The organism is Pseudoalteromonas sp. NZS100 (assembly GCF_015864815.1).
Classification (GTDB): domain Bacteria; phylum Pseudomonadota; class Gammaproteobacteria; order Enterobacterales; family Alteromonadaceae; genus Pseudoalteromonas; species Pseudoalteromonas distincta.
In genome coordinates, this window is sequence record NZ_JADYWM010000002.1 from 47,443 (window position 1) to 67,186 (window position 19,744).

The window sequence follows — 19,744 nt, forward strand, 5'->3', positions numbered from 1 at the left end:
TGCTATATTTTAAAGGGGTTGGTAATGTTTTCTTAAATATTACAATCTCTTTATATAATATTAACGAGTCAAAAATGTTATTATTATCCTGATTATAACAATACTAAAGAGATCTGAATGAGCGACTTAACTGCAATAGCAAACTTGTCCATTTTACTTGTAGAGCCTTCAGAGGTTCAGCAAAAAATAATAATAAAATCGCTTTTAGAAAGTGGTGTAAAACAAGTTGAAACTGCATCTACACAAACACAAGCGCTTAGCTTATTAGCAAGTTATCACCCTGATCTAGTTATAAGCTCTATGTATTTATCTGACGGGACAGCCGACTCACTATTGCAAGAAATAAGATCAAACCCTATCACCGAGCATCAACCTTTTATGCTTATATCGAGCGAGCGTAATAAAAAATACCTTGAGCAATTACGCCAATCGGGTGTGCTGGCTATTTTACCTAAACCATTCAGTGCTGATGCAATTACACGCGCATTAAAAGCAACGCTCGATATTATAAGCGAAGAAGAAGTAGAACTAGAGCACTTTGATGTAACACTTTTACGTGTACTTGTTGTTGATGATAGTCGTTTTGCGCGCAAGCATATTATTCGTGTGCTTGCTGGTATGGGCATTCCAACCCCGGTTGAAGCAGAAGATGGTAAACAAGCAGTTGAAAAACTTAACGAACAGTCGTTCGATTTAATCGTTACCGATTACAACATGCCTGAAATGGATGGACGCGAATTAACCGAAACAGTACGTAGCTCAAACGCTTACTCACATATTCCTATTTTAATGGTGAGCTCAGAGGCAAACGACACTCACTTAGCTAATATTGCGCAAGCGGGAGTTGATGCCATTTGTGATAAGCCGTTTGAACCCGCAACGGTGCGAGAATTACTGTATAAAATAATGTCTTGAACAGACAGCTAAGGCAAAAGTGATTTTAGCCTTAGCAATATATCTCATAAATAAATTCTAAAGACTTCCTTGGGGATTGAGTTTCTCTTTGCTGTTAACTTGGTTCGAATTTTTATCTGAAGTTAAAACAAATGCCGATACAACTACAAAGAATGCAACTACAATACCAATAAGCTTATATGCCTCAGCAAAGCCTATCGCATCGTACAAAATACCAGTAAATACAGATAAACCGCTTGCCGCAACCTGCCCCATAAACTGAAAACCAACAATATAAATAGTGGCAGAAAGCCTTGCATCAAATGTGGCAGATATATATTTAAAAATAGCAATTAGCATAATAGGCAGCTCAACTGCATGTAATAGTTTCATTGCAGAGATTGATAATGGATCAGTTGCATAGCCAGAGCCGATTATTCTTAGTGCCATAACAACACCGCTTACAATTAAGCCGTTTTTTGCGCCAATTTTATTGACTAAAAAAGGGGCTAAAAACATTCCACCCGCTTCTAAAAATACTTGAAAAGAGTTTAAGTAACCATACATAGCATTTCCCTCTTCTCTAGTAGGAAACTGCGCTGCAAAGTAAACAGGGAACTGCTGATCGTAGACGCCATATATACACGAAACGCCAATAACAAAAGTTGTAAACGCCCAAAATTTAGCATCTTTGAATAGCGCAATTGCGTCAGTAATTTTTAATGCGCTGGCGCTTAGGTTTACTTCCTTAGACTCATCACTTGCTTTAACAAACCATAAACACACTAAAAAAACTAAAGCACTTACACTTGCTAAAACAAAATTTAAGGTGGGTGATATATTAAAAATTTGGCCAGTAAAAAAGGTTGCAATAGCCCACCCAACCGAGCCCCACATACGTGCTTTACCAAATTCAAACCCAGTATTGCGGCCAACTCGTTCTATGTAGGTTTCAACGGCCCCAACGCCTGCAAAAAATGCGACCGAGCAAAATAAACCACCAGCAAAGGCCCCAACATACAAAGAACTAATAAGTAACGGGGTATAAACATAAATAAAAAATGGACCGCTTAGTAGCAACATCACACCAACAAACCATAACAGGTTCTTTTTTAAACCTAACTTATCTTGAATAAAACCATAACAAGGCATTACAAACAGTGCTGCAATAGCATTTATACTAAATACGATACCTGTTTGAGTACCATTTAAGCCTATTGCCTGGTTAAGCCATATAGGATAAATCGAAAAGCAGAAAGACCATGTTAAAAAAAAGCTTAAAATACAGCCGCTTAATAACCAATAATTGCGTTTAGATAAGTGTTCAGTCATTTGTCAGTGCCTTAATATCTACGCGGAGCTGTGTGACCCCCTAAGAAGTAGTTCTCCGCTAATTTCATGTGTTTTAGTGTGTGATTGTAATTCTTTATTTATTGCGATTTGTGCAGCTAGTTGGCCCATACGAAAGTAAGGAAGACTCACTGTTGATAATTTAGGTAGTAGGTTTTCGGCGATTAATTTGTAGTTATCGTAACCAACAATAGAAATGGTTTGAGGGATTTTGTAACCCATTTGACGTATAAGCATAAATACGCGCATAGCCATTTTATCGTTACCACAGCATATGGCTGTAGGGCGCTCGTGCCTCGACATAATGTCGCGTAATACATCGGGTAACTGTGCAAACTCATCTTCTGGGTCTGTGCAAACACCTATTTTTATCAACTCTTCTTCAACACTTATGCCTTTTGCTTCGTGAGCGTCTTTAAACCCTAGCGTTCTAAGTGGTGTAGCGGGCATATCTTCAAAAAGTGTTAAATACGCTATTTTTGTGTGCCCTAAATTTAATAACTCTTCAGTTAATTTATAGGCCCCTTTGTAATCATCGGGCAAAATAGTTGGGTGCTTAAGCTGAGATTCAAAGCAGTTAACAAGTATTAAAGGGCACTTATTAAATGATTGTTTAATATTCACTTCTCGGTGATAAACCGTCGCGTAAATAATGGCCTCGGCGCGTTGGCGCCTAAAATCATCCACCAGCCGAGAAAAGCTTTGTTCGTTACCACCAGACTCCCCAATCATTAATAGCTTGGAATGTTTTTCACACTCATGTTGAATGCCCGCAATAATATCGAAAGAGTCAGGCGTGGTGGTCAGGTGTTCGGTAATAAGGCACACAATGCCTTTCTCTTGCCCGCGTAAAGACTGCGCCGCTGCCGAGGGATAAAACTCAAGCGCTTTCATCGCGGCTTCAACTTTGTTTTTGGTTTTATCACTCACGCCCTCAAACCCGCCTAGTACTCTAGAAACGGTTTTTACTGATACGTTAGCTTTAGCTGCTACATCTTTAATTGATGACATATTGTTCAATACTCTCTTTATTTAGAAGGTAATGGATTTTCACACATTACGAACAATAAGTTGACAATAATTTAAAATTAGCCATTATAATGACCAACGATAGACATTTTTACAAGATTTAATTTACATTTATTAAGTGGTGCCTATGCAATCTTCTACAAAACAAAACGACTTAATTGAGCAGCGAAGCTGGACACCTCAATATCACTTTTATAAACCGAACCACTGGATAAACGATCCTAATGGGTTGTTTTATCTTAATGGTACTTATCATCTGTTTTTTCAGCTAAACCCAGATGATGTTGTATGGGGAAATATGCATTGGGGGCACGCAACCTCGGACGATCTTATTAATTGGCAGCATCAACCAATCGCACTTTACGCGGAACCAGAAGGCTTAGGTTATATATTTTCGGGCGGTGCAATTGTTGATAAAAATAATACATCGGGTTTTGCTAAAAATGGTGAAACCCCTATTGTTGCTACTTTTACACAGCAATCTAAAGACGAAACGCAAGTGCAAAGTATTGCGTACTCACTCGATGAGGGTAAAAGCTTTACTGTTTATGATCAAAACCCAGTTATTCCTAACCCAGGCTTAAAAGATTTTAGAGACCCTAAAGTAACCTGGTACGAAAAAGGGCAGTTTTGGATTAAAACGGTAGTGGCAGGCCAGTGCATACACATTTACAAATCGAATGATTTAAAAACATGGCATAAACTATCTGAATTTGGACACAAAATAGGTGCCCATGGTGGGGTGTGGGAATGTCCTGATTTATTCCCTCTTATTTGCAGCGATACTGATACTGAGCGCTGGGTATTAATTATTAGTATTAACCCAGGTGGCCCAAATGGTGGCTCAGCAACGCAATATTTTATTGGTGATTTTGACGGCGAAAAATTTGTATCTCAAGATGAACAAATACGCTGGTTAGATTACGGCACCGACTGTTATGCGGGTATTACATGGGATAACACACCCAATATTAAACATTCGCGTACCTACATTGCATGGATGAGCAATTGGCAATACGCAAATAATACTCCTGATAATACCTGGCGAGGAGCCATGACTCTACCCCGCACTATGTACTTAAAAAAAGCGGAGCAAAGCTATTACTTATTAACGCCAAGCGCAGTAAAACTACCTCAAGATACAGTCCGCTTGCAATATTGCTTAAGTAAAGAGCAGCCTATTAGTGTGCCAGAAGCTTATAGCTTAGAGTGCGATATTTCACTAACTCAAGGGAATATAGCCTTAGTTTGGAAAAATGATTGTAATGAACAATTCAGACTCGAAATAGATGCCGATACACAAAGTGTAACCGCCGACAGAACGAAAGCAGGTTTTACAGATAAAGGCTTTGACTCTGTAATAAAAATGCCGCTTAGCAAACATGAGTGCACTAACTTGCAATTAGAAATATTTGTAGACGAGTGCTCAATAGAGCTGTTTTTTAACAACGGGGCACATTGTATTACCGCATTAGTTTTCCCTAAACAAGCATTCTCGCAGCTGCATATCGATCAAAGCAGCAAAAAAGAGTCGCTAGAAAATTTAAAAATAACCAAGTACACCAAATAGTTAGAATAAACTAATTAACCCCAGCAAACTTTATGTTTAATTTGTTTTTTTAAAGTAAATAAATTGTTGACATAAGGTTTGTAGTAACGATAATGTCTAACGATAGACAACTGACATCAACAGGAACACAACTATGTTTAATAAAAACGTTATAGCTATTTCCATAGCAGCTGTTTTTGCAGCACCTAGCGGTCATCTGTTTGCTCAAGAAGCTGCTCAGGAAGCACAGCAAACAGAAAAATCTGAGGTGCAAGATATAGAGCGCGTAATAGTCACCGGTGTTACGCGCAATATGCAAAAAATGGAAGCTACATTTTCTATAAATACTATTTCAGAAGAGGAAATGAAAGTTTTAGCACCTCACGGCGCAGCTGACTTACTAGGGAATATTCCTGGTTTTTTTCCTGAAGGTGGAACCGCAGGTGAAAGCCATAACAACGTACTTGTAAGAGGCTTACCACAAGCTGGTGGCTATCGTTATGTACCAAATCTCATTGATGGTTTGCCAGTATACGAAGAGCCCGAAGCGCCGTTTATGAATAACGATGTTTTTATTAAACCCGATTTGATGACCACAACTGTTGAGGCTGTTAAAGGCGGCCCTGGCGGCGTACTTTACTCTAATGCACTTGGCGCAGCTGTAAACTACATTACTCGTACAGGTACTCAAGATTTTGAAGGTGCGTATAAAATAGAAGTGGGTGACTGGGGGCATGTACGTAATGATTTTTTTGTTGCAGGTCCTATAAACGATAACTTAACATATGCACTAGGTGGTTTTTATCGTGTTGCTGATGGTATTCGTGACCCGGGTTACACAGGTAATAGTGGTGGCCAATTTAGAGGTAATTTACTTTACATTAGTGACGATGGCACCACAGAGGTAAAACTACAAGCTCACGTTATTAACGATAAAACCAATTTTTATCAAAATATACCGTATTCAATTACAGCAGATCGTGCGCCAGGCACACCAGAAAACCCTTTTGAAGTTGATCCAAGTAGTGTAAACAACCTCGGTGTTGATTTTAGTGATGGAACTGTTTTATCGCATCAAACTAGTTTTTATGAGCTTTACAACGCTGATGGTAGCCAATTAAAGCTAGATATTAGCGATGGTATTGAACCCAAATTTAATATCTATACATTCGAAATATCAAAAGATTTTGCTAATCAATGGCGCTTAGACACCGCATTGCGTGCAACAAGTGGTAGTAACGGGTTTCATGCCTTATTTAACGATCCGCCTACAGAGCGCAGCCGTTTAGAGGCAGAGCAGTTTTCTCGCATTCAAAGCTTTGACGGCGTAATTGGTGACTCGTACGCAAATGCAACAGGCGTTAAAGCATTTTACTCAGATACAGTAACGGGCACCGATTTAAGCACTGCAGAACGCGCAGACTCAATTTTAGCGCATAACATTCCGGTTTACGGCATGGTTGATGCCACAAGCTATGTAGGTGATTTTCGCTTAAGCCGCTTTTTTGACTTTGAAGAACACTCTCACGAGCTAACATTTGGTTTATACACAAGCCATTACACATATGAAGTTCAATCTGTATTTGCAAGTGCCTATAGTAATATTAGTGAAAGCTCTCGATTAGTTGATTTGTATGCTGTGGACGAGAACGATCAGCAGGTTGGCCCATCTATTTCACAAGGCGGTGTTGATCAGCCCGCGTTATTTGGTTTAGGCGCAGATGCCACTATGCGCACCAATGCATTTTACTTCCTAGACCACATTTCAATGCTTGATGACAGGCTGCAAATTGATATTGGCGGGCGTTATCAAGAACTTGAAGTAGACCGTGTAACAACCAATTCATTCGACCCAGGTAATAGCTCAAACGATTTTACACCAAGTGACGTAGTTGTCGGCTCTACCAACGATACCTTGGCTGATAATTTTGTAAATGTACCCGACGGTACACCGCAATTTGCTTCAGAGAGCTACGACGCTTTTGGTTGGACTATTGGTGCCAACTATCGCTTAACAGATACCGTAACAACTTATTTAAGTTACGCTGACACTTTTAGATTACCGGGTTTTGAAGATTATATTTTTGGCGGCCCAGCAACTAACCCGTCTACCGGTGATATTGCTCGCGGAGATTTGGTCGAAAACATTAAGCAGTATGAAGGTGGCATCCGTTTTTCAGAGAAAAACTATGAATTTAACTTTAGTGGTTTTTACATTGATTTTGCAGCTAAAGAAACCTTAGCCGCAACGCTTGATGACTTAAGTGATACAGGTGCAAATGGGGTGTCTTGTAGCGCAGTACCTGCACCGGATGATTGTGCAAAAATACGCGATAGCTATCGCACCAGCTTAAAAACTCACGGAATTGAATTTGAAGGCAAATACCGCCCAGAGTGGTTAGATGGATTATCGCTACAGGGTAGTATTGTTTGGCAAGATCCCAAGCAAGGACAAGACTCAGCAATTCGCTCTGCGATTATAGAAACAGATACAGATGGTGATGGCATAAACGATACACGCCGCTACGATGTGTCATCAGGTGCAGACAGACGACCACGCCGTCAATCTCAGTGGTTGATTAACGTGCGTCCGTCATACACGTTCTCAGAATTACCGGTCACTGTATATGGCCAAGTAATGCACTACAGTGAGCGTTTTTCAGACGATGGTAATACCAACGTAACTATTTACCCAGGTTACACGCAATTAAATGCAGGTATGTTGTATTCATTCACTGAGGATATGGAGTTTCAACTTCACGTTAATAACTTAAATAATGCCGATTCGTTTACAGAAGGTAGTTCTGTAACTGAGGGACTACGTTTTTCAAATGGCGACTACACCGGTGTAGCTAGACCATTACTTGGACGAACTATTAAAGCATCATTAATGATTAACTTTTAATAGATTACTTAAAATGTGTGTTGTGCAATGTATTGTAATGTTTAATTTTACAATGTGTTGACGCTAAGGGAGCGCTTGCTCCCTTTTTTTATTATGTAACGCTATACAACTGAAAGGCCACAAAACATAAAATAACCGCAATGCAGCTATCAAATATACGCCATCGAAATGGGGAGCTTAAAACCTTTTTTAATTTTGGCGCAAATAACACCAAGCCACTAAACCAAATAACAGAGGCCACGCAAGCGCCAATAGCAAAATGCATAGGCGCAGGCTGAAGTGCGCCAATACTGCCAAGCAGTAACACGGTATCTAAATAAACATGTGGATTTAGTAAACTTATTGCAAAGGCCGCAAGGGCCGTTTTCCACCAGCTCACTTTTATTACCTGAGTTACTTTTAACCCCGATGTGCCTTTAATTGCACTGCGCGCAGAGCCAAATGCTAAGTAAAGTAACATAGCAATACCGCCCCACGTTAACCACGGTAATAACCCTGGCAGCCATAGCTTTAACTCATTAGCTGCAAATACCCCTACAATAATTAAAGTGGCGTCACAAATTATACAAACCGCGGCTAAAACAAAACGGTTAGCGCCCGCCATACATTGGCTTAAAATCCAAATATTTTGCGCCCCAATGGCAATAATTAAACTCAGCCCCAGCATCACACCCGACAAAAACGACATACTTTAAATCCAAATAAATAAAACCTGCAATTCAATGCCTTGCAGGGTAGGGAGTATTCTGTTACAAATCCAATGAATATATTTATTGTTATATGCGTAAAACTCATGATTGATTACCAGTTACTCAATGCGCTTAGTGCCGTTATAAGTGAAGGCGGATTTGAAAAAGCCTCAAAAAAATTATTTATTACCCAATCGGCGGTGAGCAGGCGTATTCATCAGCTTGAGGCCAAACTAGGCGAGCCCGTATTAATAAGAACCCAGCCGCCAACGCCCACGGCACTTGGTAAACGTTTACTTAACCATTTACAGCAAGTATTGCAGCTAGAAGTAGCCCTTAATGTAGAGGCACTTAACGAGCACACAGATTTAAACACCCCGCTTAGCGTAAAGCTTGCTGCTAATGCGGATTCGCTTGCCACCTGGCTGCCCGAAGCACTCGCCGTATTAGATACAGAGCTTGCGTGCAAATTACGCTTTGAGGTCATTAGTGAAGATCAATCCATTGCCCATAAAAGAATGAAAGACGGCGAGGTTATGGTGTGTATTAGCTCATCCCCCGAGCCCGTTAATGGCGGGCTGGTAAGCCCGCTTGGCGCCATACGCTACAAAGCCATTGCAAGCCCCGATTTTATAAAACAACATAAGCTTACTGAGCTTTCGCAATTAGCGCATTTACCGTGCTTGGTATTTAGTGAGTATGACAAGCTACAACACCAGTTTTTAGAAGATATTAATGGCTCAGCCCCACTGTTTACCCATATTTACCCTTCGTCAGAGGGATTTAAACAAGCCATGATTGCAGGCCTAGGTTATGGGCTATTACCTACCTTACAGCTAGGAGACTCGCTGATAAAAGGAGAGTTAGTCGATTTATTCCCAGAATATTATATTGATACACCTTTGTACTGGCACTATTGGCAAACCGAAAGCCCGCAGCTTAAAACGCTACGTAAGTTTGCATTGCAAGTAGCGGGCAAGCGGTTAGAGCCTATTAAATAATCAAAGAGCTTATAGCTGCCCCAATCTGTATATAAGCAGCGCTGTTTTAGCGGTGTTTTTATTTAGGCTGGTTAAATCGGCGGTTTCGTTTTTAGTATGCGCGCCACTACCCATTAGGCCAAGGCCATCAAGTGCCATATCAACATGGTTTGCAGCAAACGAAATATCAGCCGCCCCGGCATTACGTGGGTTTGCAGCCACCACTTTGTTATAGCCTAAGTCTTGGCTTGCTTGGCTATACAGTGCAAGCAGCTTTTTATTACCCTCGGTGAGCCCCATTGGTGGGTAGCCGTCTTCAAAAATAAGCTCAGCGTGGCTGCCATTTAAGCTTTTAGCCACTATTTGCTGCATCACTTTTTTAGCGCCTTCTACTTGCTTTGGCGAAAGCGCCCGTAAATCACCCGCTACATGCACGGTTTGCGCAATTACGTTACTTTTACCAAACGCCGTGGCTGACGAGTTGGCACTGTCGTAATCGGCATTTGTACCGCCTACAATAAGCCCTGGGTTAAATGTTAAATTAGGTTGCGTGGCAAGTTGCTCTCTAAAGTCATTTAAAATGCGTGATGCTTCGTAAATAGCGCCATAACCAACGCTTTCGCTAAATATTTGTGACGAATGTGCAGCATTGGCCGTTACATTTAACGTCCAGCCGGTATAACCACGGCGCGCCGCCATAGCTGTTTTTATATTGTTATCGCCATTTTCATAGCCAAGTGCTACGTCAGCCCAAATTGCTGCATCAACAATAGCTTGTTTAGATAAGCTAAGCGGGCGACCGCTGCTTTCTTCATCGCCAGTCAGCAATACTTTTATGCTTACATTTTCGAGTAAATTAAGGGCTTGCAAGCTTTTAAGTGCGGTAATTATTATCGTGTTACCGCCTTTCATATCGGCAACGCCTGGGCCACTGGCTGTATCGGCATCAAGTTGTTTGTAGGTAGTAAAGTTATCGTTTTTGGCAAATACCGTATCTAGATGGCCGATCATCAGTATTTTTATTGCATCGGGGTTTTTACTCTCATGGGTTGCCAGTACATGTCCTGCGCGGTTAAACGCACTGCCATTCAGCCATTCTACTTTAAAACCAATGGCTTTAAGCTGCTCACTTGTCAGCGCGCCTACTTTTTTTACACCTTCAATATTAAGCGAACCGCTATTAATATTTACGGCTTGCTCTATTTCTTTAAGTGCTTGGGGAATGTTTTTATCGACCTGTTTTACTATTTCACGCTCGTTTTTATCAAGCGCCGCATGGCTTGTAAGCGACAGGGTACTCGCAAGGGTAAAAATAAGTGCATGGCTAAATTTTAAAAATGACATAACAGCATAATAAGTGAGAAATAAGAATATTTAATATGAAGTAAAAATACAGAGTATTCAATAGAAGTAGGTTGCGATTTTTAACTAATTTTATAAGTAATAATGAGTTACAAGTTTAATAATTATAGGGTATACGCGTTATTGTTTTAAACACAGATATTTAAAATATAACCTGTTGCCAGTATTACAACATAGCAATATGTCTGATATTACTGATCTCCACCATTTTGGGGTTTTGCTTCATTTAGAAAAGGTAAGGCGAATCTAACTAACTGTTTACAGTTGTTTATTTTATAGCTAGCATGAAATCACTGTAATATAGGGATATTTATCGGTTTGTAAAACGACAGATGTCGTAGACTAAATAGTTAACTTTCTAGGAGATAATATTGGCAGTTGCAGAAGCTTGTAGTTTAGTTAATACGTGGATAGAACCTAAATACATAATTCCAGCTTTAATGGTTTTTATATCTTCTGGTTTACTACCATTCCTTCTTCATAAATATAAAGTTTCTAGAGAGCGAGCGGAAAATCTTTTCGAAACGAGAAAAACTGAATATCAAAACTATTTTAAAATTCTCGATAATGCTGCAAAACTAGCGGGGCAAGATTATGTTGTGTTTATGAATGAAACTCTTCCTGATGCAACGCGAAGACTCTATGAAGAGGAATCTTCTACAGAAGCCATATTAAATTATCAAAAAGTTTTAAATGATTTTACGATCGGCATACAGGAAGGGTTTCAAAAAGCCACGAGTGAGTTAACCGGCTTAAGGATCGTATGTTCTCGAAACTTAATTGAAAAGCTAGAGCAATTTGAGTCGTTATATCAAGTACTTCTTACAATGCAGCCAGAAATGCTTCGTCAATTGAACGAACAGCTTACTCCTGAAGCATTCTTGACTGGTAACTACAATTTCGAAACAGAAATTCAGCAAAAGATGGTAAGAAAAGGAAACGACCTCAAAAATTTGAGGAACCAGATAATAGACACAATGCGAAGTGAGTTGGGCTATGAGAGTTAACAAAACGCTTAAGTTCACTCCCTCCGGTCGCTGGGACGCCTATACGCGGGGCGGCTTCGCCATTATGCCCCACGCACCTGCGCCCCTTAGCTTAAAGTTGAGGCTGTAGAATTACTATTTTTAAGAAAAGCAGCCTCTTTTATGGGCTCCAAATGCATTACTTAATGCTTTAAAAACGCTTAGAGTGAATTACAGGAACTCGTTTTTTTAATTGAATTTGGCTGTTGAAGTTATTCTACAGTCTCGTTATAGGTTCTAGATGACTTCACACAGAGATTTAAATCCCACACATGAAAGTGCTGTTCTAGATTCATATAAGAATCTCCTTTCATCACAAGGCAAAGTACTTAAATTAATTAACAGACCAGATCCGCCTGATGCAATTGTAAAGATTGATGGCGTAGATACTTGGATAGAAATAACAGATGCACATTTTAGTCAAGAGACTGCAGTTGAAAGTAATTTTTCTGATGAATTTAAAGCTGAGTTAAAGACCCAGAATATTTTTAGTTCTATTTATGTTTATCAAACCTGAAACCAAAACACTCATGCGTACCATAAAATCAAATGAAGCAATATTCTGTCGTAAAAGTGATATCTCTTAATAAAAAATTTATCTATTCAGAAAACAGCTTTGGCTCTAGAGTTCCTCAGGTCGGTGATATTGGAACAATAGTTGAAGTTTATGATGGAGCCTTTGATATTGAATGTAGCGATGAAAATGGTGTTACCATTTGGCTTGAAGTATTTGAACCTAGTGATGGAGGTTTAGAGTTACTGTATATATAACAAGCTTTATTAATGCCGAATATTTTCCCTTCATTCTATCTAGCCGGTATTTAGAATTAACAACCATCAGGTTTAATACCATTAGCATTAAACCTGACAGCCCAAAATCTACCAAGCTACATTTAATTAGTTGGCATTAAATAAATCTCGCGTACGCTGTTGCGCTGGTTTGCTTCAATAGCAAACAATACCGCGTCGGCTACATCTTGTGGGTCGAGTTTGTCGGGTTTAGCTTCATCAAAAAACGGGGTGTTTACCATGCCTGGTGCTATGGTTGTGCAGCGGCCGTTCCACTCACTCATTTCCTCAGCTAAGTTTTGTCCAAAGCCATAAGCAAACCATTTAGTTGCACCGTAAATAGAGCCGCCAATTGGCTTACGGCCAGCGGCAGAGCTGGTTAATATAAAGTGACCTTTGTTTTGGCGTAAATGCGGCAGAGTTAGTTTTGCAGTCCACAGTAGGGCTTTAATGTTTATGTCAATCATGGTTGACCACTCATCCGGATCACCTTTTTCGGTGCCAGCGGTTGAAACACCCATGCCCGCGTTAGCAAAGGCTACATCTAATCGGCCAAACTTTTCAATGCCTTTGGTAACTACGTTTTCAAGCGCGGTAAAGTCGGTTGCATCTGCGGCTACGCTCAGTGCGTTATCTGATCCTAGTTCGGCAACAAGTTGGTTAAGTTGCTCTTCTCTACGGGCGGTTAATATAACTTTATGACCGTTGTTTACTAAGGTTTTTGCCGTTGCTTCACCAATGCCACTAGAAGCGCCGGTTATGAGTACTATTTTCTCTTTTGCCATGGTTTTTCCTTATTAACAAATGAATAAAGGCGCAGCTCAATGTGCGCCATGCAGTTATTGGGCTATGTCAAAATTGACTGATAAATCGTCAGCTTGCGTTAGGCTAATTTGTTTTAGTTGATAAATATTAAAATCAGCATCTACTTGCTCTGCATCGTCTATGTGTGCGCTACACGTATAAGCAAGTTGATAATCGCCTGGTGTTATGAATGCGAGTTCAAATTCGTATTCATTATCGTCTGCATCAAATACAACATTGGCAGTAGCTAACGGAGCGTTATCAGGCGTTTGGTCATCTATTTCATGAATATCTGTTGGGGTTTGTGCCTGCGCAGAGTAAAGGTAAACAGCATGGCCAAATGATGAATCATCAGCGGCAAGACCAATGTTGTCAGTCTCGCAATTGTTTATGAGTGTTTGGCTTACAGTGCCTTCAATATCTTGTGATTCAGAAAGGTTTTGTAAACGCACACCGCGAGGTTTTAAAAAGACTTCGTTATTATTTTGTGGATCAACTAACGATTTTTTTAAATCAAACTCTAATACAAACTCGTTGTCGGTTTGATTGAGTGTAAAGCCATCTAGCTGTATTTCACCCACGCCATCATTACCTTTTCTTTTTACGATAAGCGGTGCAATGCTGCCGTCTTCATAAACTACGTGAGATGTTAAGCTAAGGTTGTTTGTGTCGCCGTTTATTACTTGCGCGCGGATCCACGAATAATCACCTGCAGGTACTTCTTGATCGTCAAGTAATTGAAAAATATCGTCGCCCGTATAGTCTAGTAAATTGACCATTTGCGCTAAGGTGGCATCGTTTTTAGAGCGAGTTTCAAAGCTAACTTCTTCACCTTCTTGGGCTTTAATTGTTATTGAATCAAATACAACGTTAACCTGTTTTAAACCAGTGACTGGAGCGTCGGAAATTCCTAAGCTAAAAGTTGCTTTATCACTTGTTTGTGGGGTTGTTTCAGCATCGTCATTTGATGAGCCGCAGCCTGCTAAGGCAAAAATAATAGCGCTACTTAATATTGTTGATTTAAAGTTCATGGTTGTTTCCTTTTATTTGATTTGTTAAGTGTATGTATTTAACCCTTAACCTAAATTGAATTAAAAATATGAGAAGTTAGAACTTTAACGTGCTGTTTTAAAACGTTTTTAATTTCATCGATTTAATCGTTTTTTACTATATACTCGCGCCACTTCTTTTGAAGTCGGTTTTATTAGATTTAACCATTATTTTGCTGAGTTTCAGCCACATTTATCGGAACAAACATGAAAGATAAACTCTTAGCGTTTTGGCAAAGCCATTCAGAAACAATCATCACTTTAGGTTACAAGGTGATTTTAGCGTTGGTGATATTAGTTGCGAGTGCCTTAATTGCACGATCGGTTAAAAAAGCGATTAAAAACTCTAAATCCCCGTTAAAAAGAGTGGATAGTACGCTGCTTCCTCTTTTATCGAGTATTGCTGGTTATTTAGTTTATATAATTGGCGGTCTATTTATTTTAGATATTTTTGGCGTAAACACGGCCAGTTTAATTGCGCTAATGGGGGCTGCTGGTTTAGCGATTGGTTTAGCCCTTAAAAATACGCTGAGCAATATTGCTGCGGGTATTATGCTGCTAATACTTAGACCTTTTAAAATAGGCGATTTTGTTGATGCCAGTGGCACACTAGGTACTGTGAGTGAAATAAACCTATTTACCACTATTTTTAAAACCACCGACGGTCTTTATATAGCATCGCCTAACGGCAAAGTGTGGGGTGGCAATATTAAAAACTTTACCCGTAATGGCAAAAGACGAATGGATATAGTGGTGGGGATTTCGTATGCCGATTCTATTGATGTTGGCTTAAATGTACTTAAAGAATTAGCCGCATCAGAGAGCCGATTACTCGCAGAGCCTGCACCTAAAGTAATGGTGACATCAATAGGCGAAAGCGCAGTGAACATTCAATTACGTGCGTGGGCTGTTAATGGTGATTATTGGCAAACTGTGTGGGATTTAAATAAACGTGTTAAAGAAGCTATTGAAGGTGCTGGGCTGAGTATTCCGTTTCCGCAGCGTACGCTGCATATATCTGAGTCTATGGCGTCGGCAATAACTGTTAACAAAGATGCTTAAATATGTATTAACATAAACACAAATAGCGAGCCTTGGCTCGCTATTTGTGTACTAGCCTTTGTGTAGGCTGAGGTATTAACCTTCTAATTGAAAGTCGTACACGGAGCCTAAATTTAGTAGCTGCGTTAGCTCATCAAGTGCTTGGTAGCTTTCGGTGAGTAGGGCTGAGTCTGCAAAGTCACTTGCGCCTAATTTGTCGCGGTAGTTACGTTTTGCCCAGTCACACAGTTGTGTGTATTTAGTATCAGTTAAAATAACCTCTGGGTTTACTGCAGCAAGTTCTTGCTCGTTAAGGGCTACACGTAAACGCAAGCAAGCTGGGCCGCCGCCATTTTGCATACTTTGGCGTAAATCAAAAAACTGTACTTGGTTTACTGGGTTATCAGCCATAATCATTTCTTCAATGTAGGCGTTAACCGCGACGTTGCGTTTACATTCTTGTGGTGCAACTAACAGCATTGAACCATCTTCAAGGCTCACTAACTGGCTATTAAATAAGTAGCTACTTACAGCGTCGGTAATGCTTACTTTATCGGTAGGTACTTCAATAATGTAAAATTCTTTATTGCCCACATACGCTTCGCGAATATCTTGCAGTGCCAGTGCTTGGTTTAAAAATGCTTGCTGGTGGCACAGTAATACGTTGGCGTTACCTACTGCAATTACATCGTTATGGAACACGCCTTGGTCTATTACGTCTGGATTTTGCTGTAGTAAAATTTGGCTCGTTTCTTTTAAATTATGTAAGCGACAAATTGCTTCTGAGGCTTCTAGTGTTTGCCTTGCAGGAAATTTAGCTGGTTTTGGTAATTGGCTGTTAAACGCGCTGGCACCAAATACAAACATTTCAAGGCCTTGCTCGCCGTGGCTGTCACAAAAACGAGTATGGTTTGCTGCACCTTCGTCGCCAAAAAAGCCTTGATCAGGTAAATGGGTATGATGCGCAAAGTATTTGTCGTTATTAAACATAGCCTTTAATAAGCGTGTAGTGGTTGCAGGCTCTAATGAACGATGAAACTTATTATTTAAATTAGCTGAAGTAAAATGTACTTTGCCGTCGGTTGTATCTGGAGATGGCGATACCGTAGCGGCATTGGCTGTCCACATTGCAGACGCTGAATAACACGCGCGTAATAAAATAGGATCTGCTTTAAATGCTTTGTGAATTACTTGTGCATCATTACCGGTAAAGCCTAAGCGGCGCAGTACGTTTAAGTCGGGGCGCGCATGAGGGGCAAATACACCTTGAGTTAGGCCTTTGTCGTGCATGGCTTTCATTTTTTCAAGGCCTTGAAGCACAGCCTCTTGAGGATTTGAAAAGCTTGCTGCGTTATTTAACGAGGCAACATTACCATACGATAAACCAGCGTAGTTGTGAGTAGGGCCAACTAAGCCATCAAAATTAACTTCCAAAGCGTGCATACACGTTCCAACTAAAAATTTTCAATAGGGTGCAACAATACAACGCAATAGGGTTGCTTGCAAAGTTATAAACGCAGTGTTTTTACTAATTTTCGATGTTTTTAAATGTTGAGTTTATTACAAGGGGGTTGTTTTTATATTGAACGATTAATTTGAAGTTTAATTAAAATGTACACATAAATTTCATAGTGTGCAAAAGCTTAGCCTAAAGTAGGTTTTTACATTTAAGCTTTATGCCAAGCCTTTACACAATACGATGTTACTTAACATAGACGCGCTCTTTGTCAGCGGTGGTATGGGTATTTGTTGGATCATTAACTTGCCAAACGCTAATGTCTAAACGCCATAAAAGGTAAAGGGTATGGTATAAGTTGAACATGGTTTTTCCTTGGTATTTTCACTGAACACATCAGTTTATAGAAAGAAGTATGCCAACATTAACTTGAATATTTTATGAATAGAAATCAGGTGTTTAGTATTTAAGTGTAAATACATACTTAAGGATTAGCACCAAAGAGGTGAAATATTACTAAAAAATGCACCAACGTGGTGTGTTTTTAACAAAAAGCCATGCAACTATTGGGTCACTTAAACGTGCAAGGCTTTTTAAAAAATGTAGTCACTCAAAAAGCAAATTAGCGGCCTACTTTTCCTTTTATTAAAGGCTCGAACGACATTACTTTAAACTTACCGTGGCTTTGATTTTTGCCATTATTAAGTACAGGCGAGTTATGTAAATCGTCAACGGTAAAGTATATTTTATGATCGGCTCCGTAACTAAAGCCATCAGGCCAGCTCAAACGTTCGTCCTTAAATAATACTTCGTAGTCGCCAGTGGGTTTAACTACGCCAATTGCGCCATTGGTTATGTCGGTTACATATACGTTACCGCCGCCATCAACAATAATACCGTCTGAAATTGGCTTAGTGCCGTAACGCGTAACTTTGTCTTCAAGCGCTTTAGCCAAAAGGCTCTCGTTATTTATATCGCTGGTGGCAATGCGGTAAACCGACGTGCCCGACATAGAGCCAAAGTAAAGCCAGTCTTCGTTAGGGTCAAGCGTAATAGGGTTAACACCTAAACGGGCAGGTTGGCCGCCAAGGCTCATTGTGCGCCCATCAATAACCATATCGATATTTTCGGCTGTGGTGTAATGGCTATTTTGTAACACTCTGCGTGCTACACCTGTTTTAAGGTTTACCGTAATAATAGCGGCTTGGCTGCCTTGTGCTGTGTCGGCAATGTATACAACGCCATGCTTATTATCGATGACTAAATCGTTCAAAAACGAGGTGTCGGTAATGGTCGGTTTAGCCAGATAAATAATTTTGTGCAGTTGCTCTTTGTTTGTATCCCAGCCTACTAAGCGCCCAGCGTGATCGGGTCCTGAAGTGTCGAGCATCCATAAAATGCCATCGCTTGATACATTTATGCCAAGTACGTCGTAAAAACCTTTACCGTTATTGTACGCGTATGCCCACTCTTCATTAGGGTAGGGCTTAGTTGTACCATCGCTTAAAAGCTCCATAATTTTTTGCTTTTGGCCAAAAAAGCCATGCACAGATAAAAACTTTCTGCCCGATGGGGTAATAGCAATGTTGCCCGGTGGGTGCTGCGCATCAAATGTGGCTACTGTTTTTAAATCAGCATTTTGGCCAGCGGTGTTAGCAGATACAGCGCTGCTACCTAAAAGTGCCGTGCTACACGCCGCTGCTAATAGTAATTTTTTAATATGAGTCATTTTTAAAACCTTTTAAAACACGTTTATTGTTTAAAAATTAAGAGCCTAATCGGCTAAGTCGTTTACTACTAAATCGAGCAGCTGCATCAACTGTTTCGCTTGTGTTGCATCTACACTATCAAATTTACATAAAATATTTTTAGGAATATCGGCTGCTTTTAACTTAAGTGATTGGCCATGCTGGGTTAGCTGCACTAGGCGTTTGCGTTTGTCGTGCTCATCTTTAATAACAGCCAGTAATGATTTGTCGCTCATTTTTTTGAGTATTTGAGTCATTGCACCGCCATCTATCGCGGTTTTATCTATTAGCTCTGCAATTGTTATTTCGTCTTGCTCCCACAGCGCCATCATTACTACGTATTGCGGGTAAGTTAAATTTAGCTCGTTTAAAGGCTCGCGATACGCACGCGCAATGCTGTTAGATGCCATATATAACCGGTGGCATAACTGATTTTTTAACTTTAATTGCTCAAACTGCATAACGTTATCCTTTATTTCGATACATGGCATTTTAATTTGCATGCAAAGTATTTGCAATCTCTAATTACTTGTTCTATTATTTTGCACACAAACTAAATTAATTACTAAACTTTGGAGTTCATTATGAATGTATTACAAAACGTAGCTTACACAGCAAAAGCAACTGCAACTGGCGGCCGCGAAGGCGTAGCTAAATCTGATGATGGTCGTTTAGATGTAAATTTATCAACACCTAAAGGCTTAGGCGGAGACGACGGTCAAGGCACTAACCCAGAGCAATTATTTGCCGCAGGTTATGCTGCGTGTTTTATTGGCGCACTTAAATTTGTAGCAGGTAGCGAAAAAATAGATTTACCAGGCGACACACATATTAATTCTGAAGTGTCTATTGGTGCTATTGAAGGCGGTTTTGGTATTGCAGTAAAACTTGCTGTGTCACTAGGTGATATGGATAAAGCTGCAGCGCAGGAGCTTGTAGATAAAGCGCACCAAGTATGTCCATATTCAAACGCAACACGTGGCAATATTGAAGTAGAGCTTTCAGTTATTTAATTAATTGCTAAGTTAACTAATACTGTAATAGCCCAGTGGTTTTGCCACTGGGCTTTTTTGT

General features: G+C 40.0%; 18 protein-coding genes. 9 read left to right on the plus strand and 9 right to left on the minus strand.

Going from position 1 to position 19,744, the window contains the following annotated elements; all coding sequences use genetic code 11:
- Positions 1–117: 117 nt before the first annotated feature.
- Complete coding sequence (locus I6E69_RS02005; RefSeq protein ID WP_197120515.1) at positions 118–915, plus strand: response regulator; 798 nt, start codon at positions 118–120, stop codon at positions 913–915.
- A 57-nt stretch (positions 916–972) separates the two neighbouring features.
- Here the strand turns inward: I6E69_RS02005 and I6E69_RS02010 are convergent, their stop codons facing one another.
- On the minus strand, positions 973–2,226 hold the full coding sequence (locus tag I6E69_RS02010) for an MFS transporter (protein WP_039486536.1): 1,254 nt from the start codon (positions 2,224–2,226) through the stop codon (positions 973–975).
- 18 nt (positions 2,227–2,244) lie between these two features.
- Positions 2,245–3,255 (minus strand): LacI family DNA-binding transcriptional regulator, encoded by a 1,011-nt coding sequence (locus I6E69_RS02015; protein ID WP_052201256.1) that lies wholly within the window; start codon positions 3,253–3,255, stop codon positions 2,245–2,247.
- Between the two features lie 145 nt (positions 3,256–3,400).
- Between I6E69_RS02015 and I6E69_RS02020 the strand changes: the two genes are divergently transcribed.
- Positions 3,401–4,843 (plus strand): glycoside hydrolase family 32 protein, encoded by a 1,443-nt coding sequence (locus tag I6E69_RS02020; RefSeq protein WP_138490254.1) that lies wholly within the window; start codon positions 3,401–3,403, stop codon positions 4,841–4,843.
- Positions 4,844–4,976: 133 nt separating this feature from the next.
- On the plus strand, positions 4,977–7,727 hold the full coding sequence (locus I6E69_RS02025; RefSeq protein ID WP_149603485.1) for a TonB-dependent receptor: 2,751 nt from the start codon (positions 4,977–4,979) through the stop codon (positions 7,725–7,727).
- 91 nt (positions 7,728–7,818) lie between these two features.
- Here I6E69_RS02025 and I6E69_RS02030 read toward each other — a convergent pair whose 3' ends face one another.
- Entirely contained in the window at positions 7,819–8,415 is a 597-nt protein-coding gene (locus tag I6E69_RS02030) for a LysE/ArgO family amino acid transporter (RefSeq protein WP_039486538.1), read from the minus strand.
- Positions 8,416–8,520: 105 nt separating this feature from the next.
- On the opposite strand from I6E69_RS02030, the gene I6E69_RS02035 reads away from it, so the two are divergent.
- On the plus strand, positions 8,521–9,417 hold the full coding sequence (locus I6E69_RS02035) for a LysR family transcriptional regulator ArgP (RefSeq protein ID WP_039486674.1): 897 nt from the start codon (positions 8,521–8,523) through the stop codon (positions 9,415–9,417).
- 9 nt (positions 9,418–9,426) lie between these two features.
- On the opposite strand, the gene I6E69_RS02040 is transcribed toward I6E69_RS02035, so the two are convergent.
- Positions 9,427–10,740 (minus strand): M20/M25/M40 family metallo-hydrolase, encoded by a 1,314-nt coding sequence (locus I6E69_RS02040; protein WP_197120516.1) that lies wholly within the window; start codon positions 10,738–10,740, stop codon positions 9,427–9,429.
- A 389-nt stretch (positions 10,741–11,129) separates the two neighbouring features.
- On the opposite strand from I6E69_RS02040, the gene I6E69_RS02045 reads away from it, so the two are divergent.
- The 3 genes from I6E69_RS02045 to I6E69_RS02055 all read left to right on the plus strand — a co-directional run bounded on the left by I6E69_RS02045 (position 11,130) and on the right by I6E69_RS02055 (position 12,554).
- The gene (locus tag I6E69_RS02045; RefSeq protein WP_231619686.1) at positions 11,130–11,765 is read left to right on the plus strand and encodes a hypothetical protein; all 636 of its coding nucleotides are present in this window, start codon (positions 11,130–11,132) and stop codon (positions 11,763–11,765) included.
- 259 nt (positions 11,766–12,024) lie between these two features.
- Positions 12,025–12,300: a hypothetical protein gene (locus I6E69_RS02050; protein ID WP_197120517.1), complete on the plus strand. Its 276-nt coding sequence runs from the start codon at positions 12,025–12,027 to the stop codon at positions 12,298–12,300.
- 32 nt (positions 12,301–12,332) lie between these two features.
- Positions 12,333–12,554 (plus strand): hypothetical protein, encoded by a 222-nt coding sequence (locus tag I6E69_RS02055; RefSeq protein WP_008165689.1) that lies wholly within the window; start codon positions 12,333–12,335, stop codon positions 12,552–12,554.
- 122 nt (positions 12,555–12,676) lie between these two features.
- On the opposite strand, the gene I6E69_RS02060 is transcribed toward I6E69_RS02055, so the two are convergent.
- Together I6E69_RS02060 and I6E69_RS02065 are read right to left on the minus strand one after the other, a co-directional pair.
- Complete coding sequence (locus tag I6E69_RS02060; RefSeq protein WP_024591546.1) at positions 12,677–13,357, minus strand: SDR family oxidoreductase; 681 nt, start codon at positions 13,355–13,357, stop codon at positions 12,677–12,679.
- A 54-nt stretch (positions 13,358–13,411) separates the two neighbouring features.
- Positions 13,412–14,407, minus strand: coding sequence for a DUF4382 domain-containing protein (locus I6E69_RS02065; RefSeq protein ID WP_197120518.1), 996 nt, complete (start codon positions 14,405–14,407; stop codon positions 13,412–13,414).
- A gap of 225 nt (positions 14,408–14,632) precedes the next feature.
- Here I6E69_RS02065 and I6E69_RS02070 point away from each other — a divergent pair, with 225 nt between their 5' ends.
- A complete protein-coding gene (locus tag I6E69_RS02070; RefSeq protein ID WP_007586226.1) occupies positions 14,633–15,487 on the plus strand; it encodes a mechanosensitive ion channel family protein in 855 nt (284 codons plus the stop codon).
- A gap of 75 nt (positions 15,488–15,562) precedes the next feature.
- Here I6E69_RS02070 and astB read toward each other — a convergent pair whose 3' ends face one another.
- From astB to I6E69_RS02085, 3 genes are all read right to left on the minus strand, one after another.
- On the minus strand, positions 15,563–16,909 hold the full coding sequence (gene astB, locus I6E69_RS02075; protein ID WP_197120519.1) for an N-succinylarginine dihydrolase: 1,347 nt from the start codon (positions 16,907–16,909) through the stop codon (positions 15,563–15,565).
- A 635-nt stretch (positions 16,910–17,544) separates the two neighbouring features.
- Positions 17,545–18,651, minus strand: a complete 1,107-nt coding sequence (locus I6E69_RS02080) for an L-dopachrome tautomerase-related protein (RefSeq protein WP_197120520.1) — start codon at positions 18,649–18,651, stop codon at positions 17,545–17,547.
- Positions 18,652–18,696: 45 nt separating this feature from the next.
- Entirely contained in the window at positions 18,697–19,131 is a 435-nt protein-coding gene (locus tag I6E69_RS02085; protein WP_004334500.1) for a MarR family winged helix-turn-helix transcriptional regulator, read from the minus strand.
- Between the two features lie 123 nt (positions 19,132–19,254).
- On the opposite strand from I6E69_RS02085, the gene I6E69_RS02090 reads away from it, so the two are divergent.
- Positions 19,255–19,683 carry an organic hydroperoxide resistance protein gene (locus I6E69_RS02090; RefSeq protein WP_197120521.1) on the plus strand — a complete coding sequence of 143 codons (429 nt, stop codon included), beginning with the start codon at positions 19,255–19,257 and terminating at the stop codon, positions 19,681–19,683.
- The last annotated feature ends 61 nt before the right edge of the window (positions 19,684–19,744 follow it).

Coding starts and splice junctions, on each gene's coding strand:
- I6E69_RS02060 (WP_024591546.1), bottom strand. CDS start 13,357: ATGGCAAAAGAGAAAATAGTACTCATAACCGGCGCTTCTAGTGGCATT.
- I6E69_RS02030 (WP_039486538.1), bottom strand. CDS start 8,415: ATGTCGTTTTTGTCGGGTGTGATGCTGGGGCTGAGTTTAATTATTGCC.
- I6E69_RS02070 (WP_007586226.1), top strand. CDS start 14,633: ATGAAAGATAAACTCTTAGCGTTTTGGCAAAGCCATTCAGAAACAATC.
- I6E69_RS02065 (WP_197120518.1), bottom strand. CDS start 14,407: ATGAACTTTAAATCAACAATATTAAGTAGCGCTATTATTTTTGCCTTA.
- I6E69_RS02040 (WP_197120516.1), bottom strand. CDS start 10,740: ATGTCATTTTTAAAATTTAGCCATGCACTTATTTTTACCCTTGCGAGT.
- I6E69_RS02020 (WP_138490254.1), top strand. CDS start 3,401: ATGCAATCTTCTACAAAACAAAACGACTTAATTGAGCAGCGAAGCTGG.
- I6E69_RS02090 (WP_197120521.1), top strand. CDS start 19,255: ATGAATGTATTACAAAACGTAGCTTACACAGCAAAAGCAACTGCAACT.
- I6E69_RS02015 (WP_052201256.1), bottom strand. CDS start 3,255: ATGTCATCAATTAAAGATGTAGCAGCTAAAGCTAACGTATCAGTAAAA.
- I6E69_RS02005 (WP_197120515.1), top strand. CDS start 118: ATGAGCGACTTAACTGCAATAGCAAACTTGTCCATTTTACTTGTAGAG.
- I6E69_RS02010 (WP_039486536.1), bottom strand. CDS start 2,226: ATGACTGAACACTTATCTAAACGCAATTATTGGTTATTAAGCGGCTGT.
- I6E69_RS02055 (WP_008165689.1), top strand. CDS start 12,333: ATGAAGCAATATTCTGTCGTAAAAGTGATATCTCTTAATAAAAAATTT.
- I6E69_RS02035 (WP_039486674.1), top strand. CDS start 8,521: ATGATTGATTACCAGTTACTCAATGCGCTTAGTGCCGTTATAAGTGAA.
- I6E69_RS02025 (WP_149603485.1), top strand. CDS start 4,977: ATGTTTAATAAAAACGTTATAGCTATTTCCATAGCAGCTGTTTTTGCA.
- I6E69_RS02085 (WP_004334500.1), bottom strand. CDS start 19,131: ATGCAGTTTGAGCAATTAAAGTTAAAAAATCAGTTATGCCACCGGTTA.
- I6E69_RS02050 (WP_197120517.1), top strand. CDS start 12,025: ATGACTTCACACAGAGATTTAAATCCCACACATGAAAGTGCTGTTCTA.
- astB (WP_197120519.1), bottom strand. CDS start 16,909: ATGCACGCTTTGGAAGTTAATTTTGATGGCTTAGTTGGCCCTACTCAC.
- I6E69_RS02080 (WP_197120520.1), bottom strand. CDS start 18,651: ATGACTCATATTAAAAAATTACTATTAGCAGCGGCGTGTAGCACGGCA.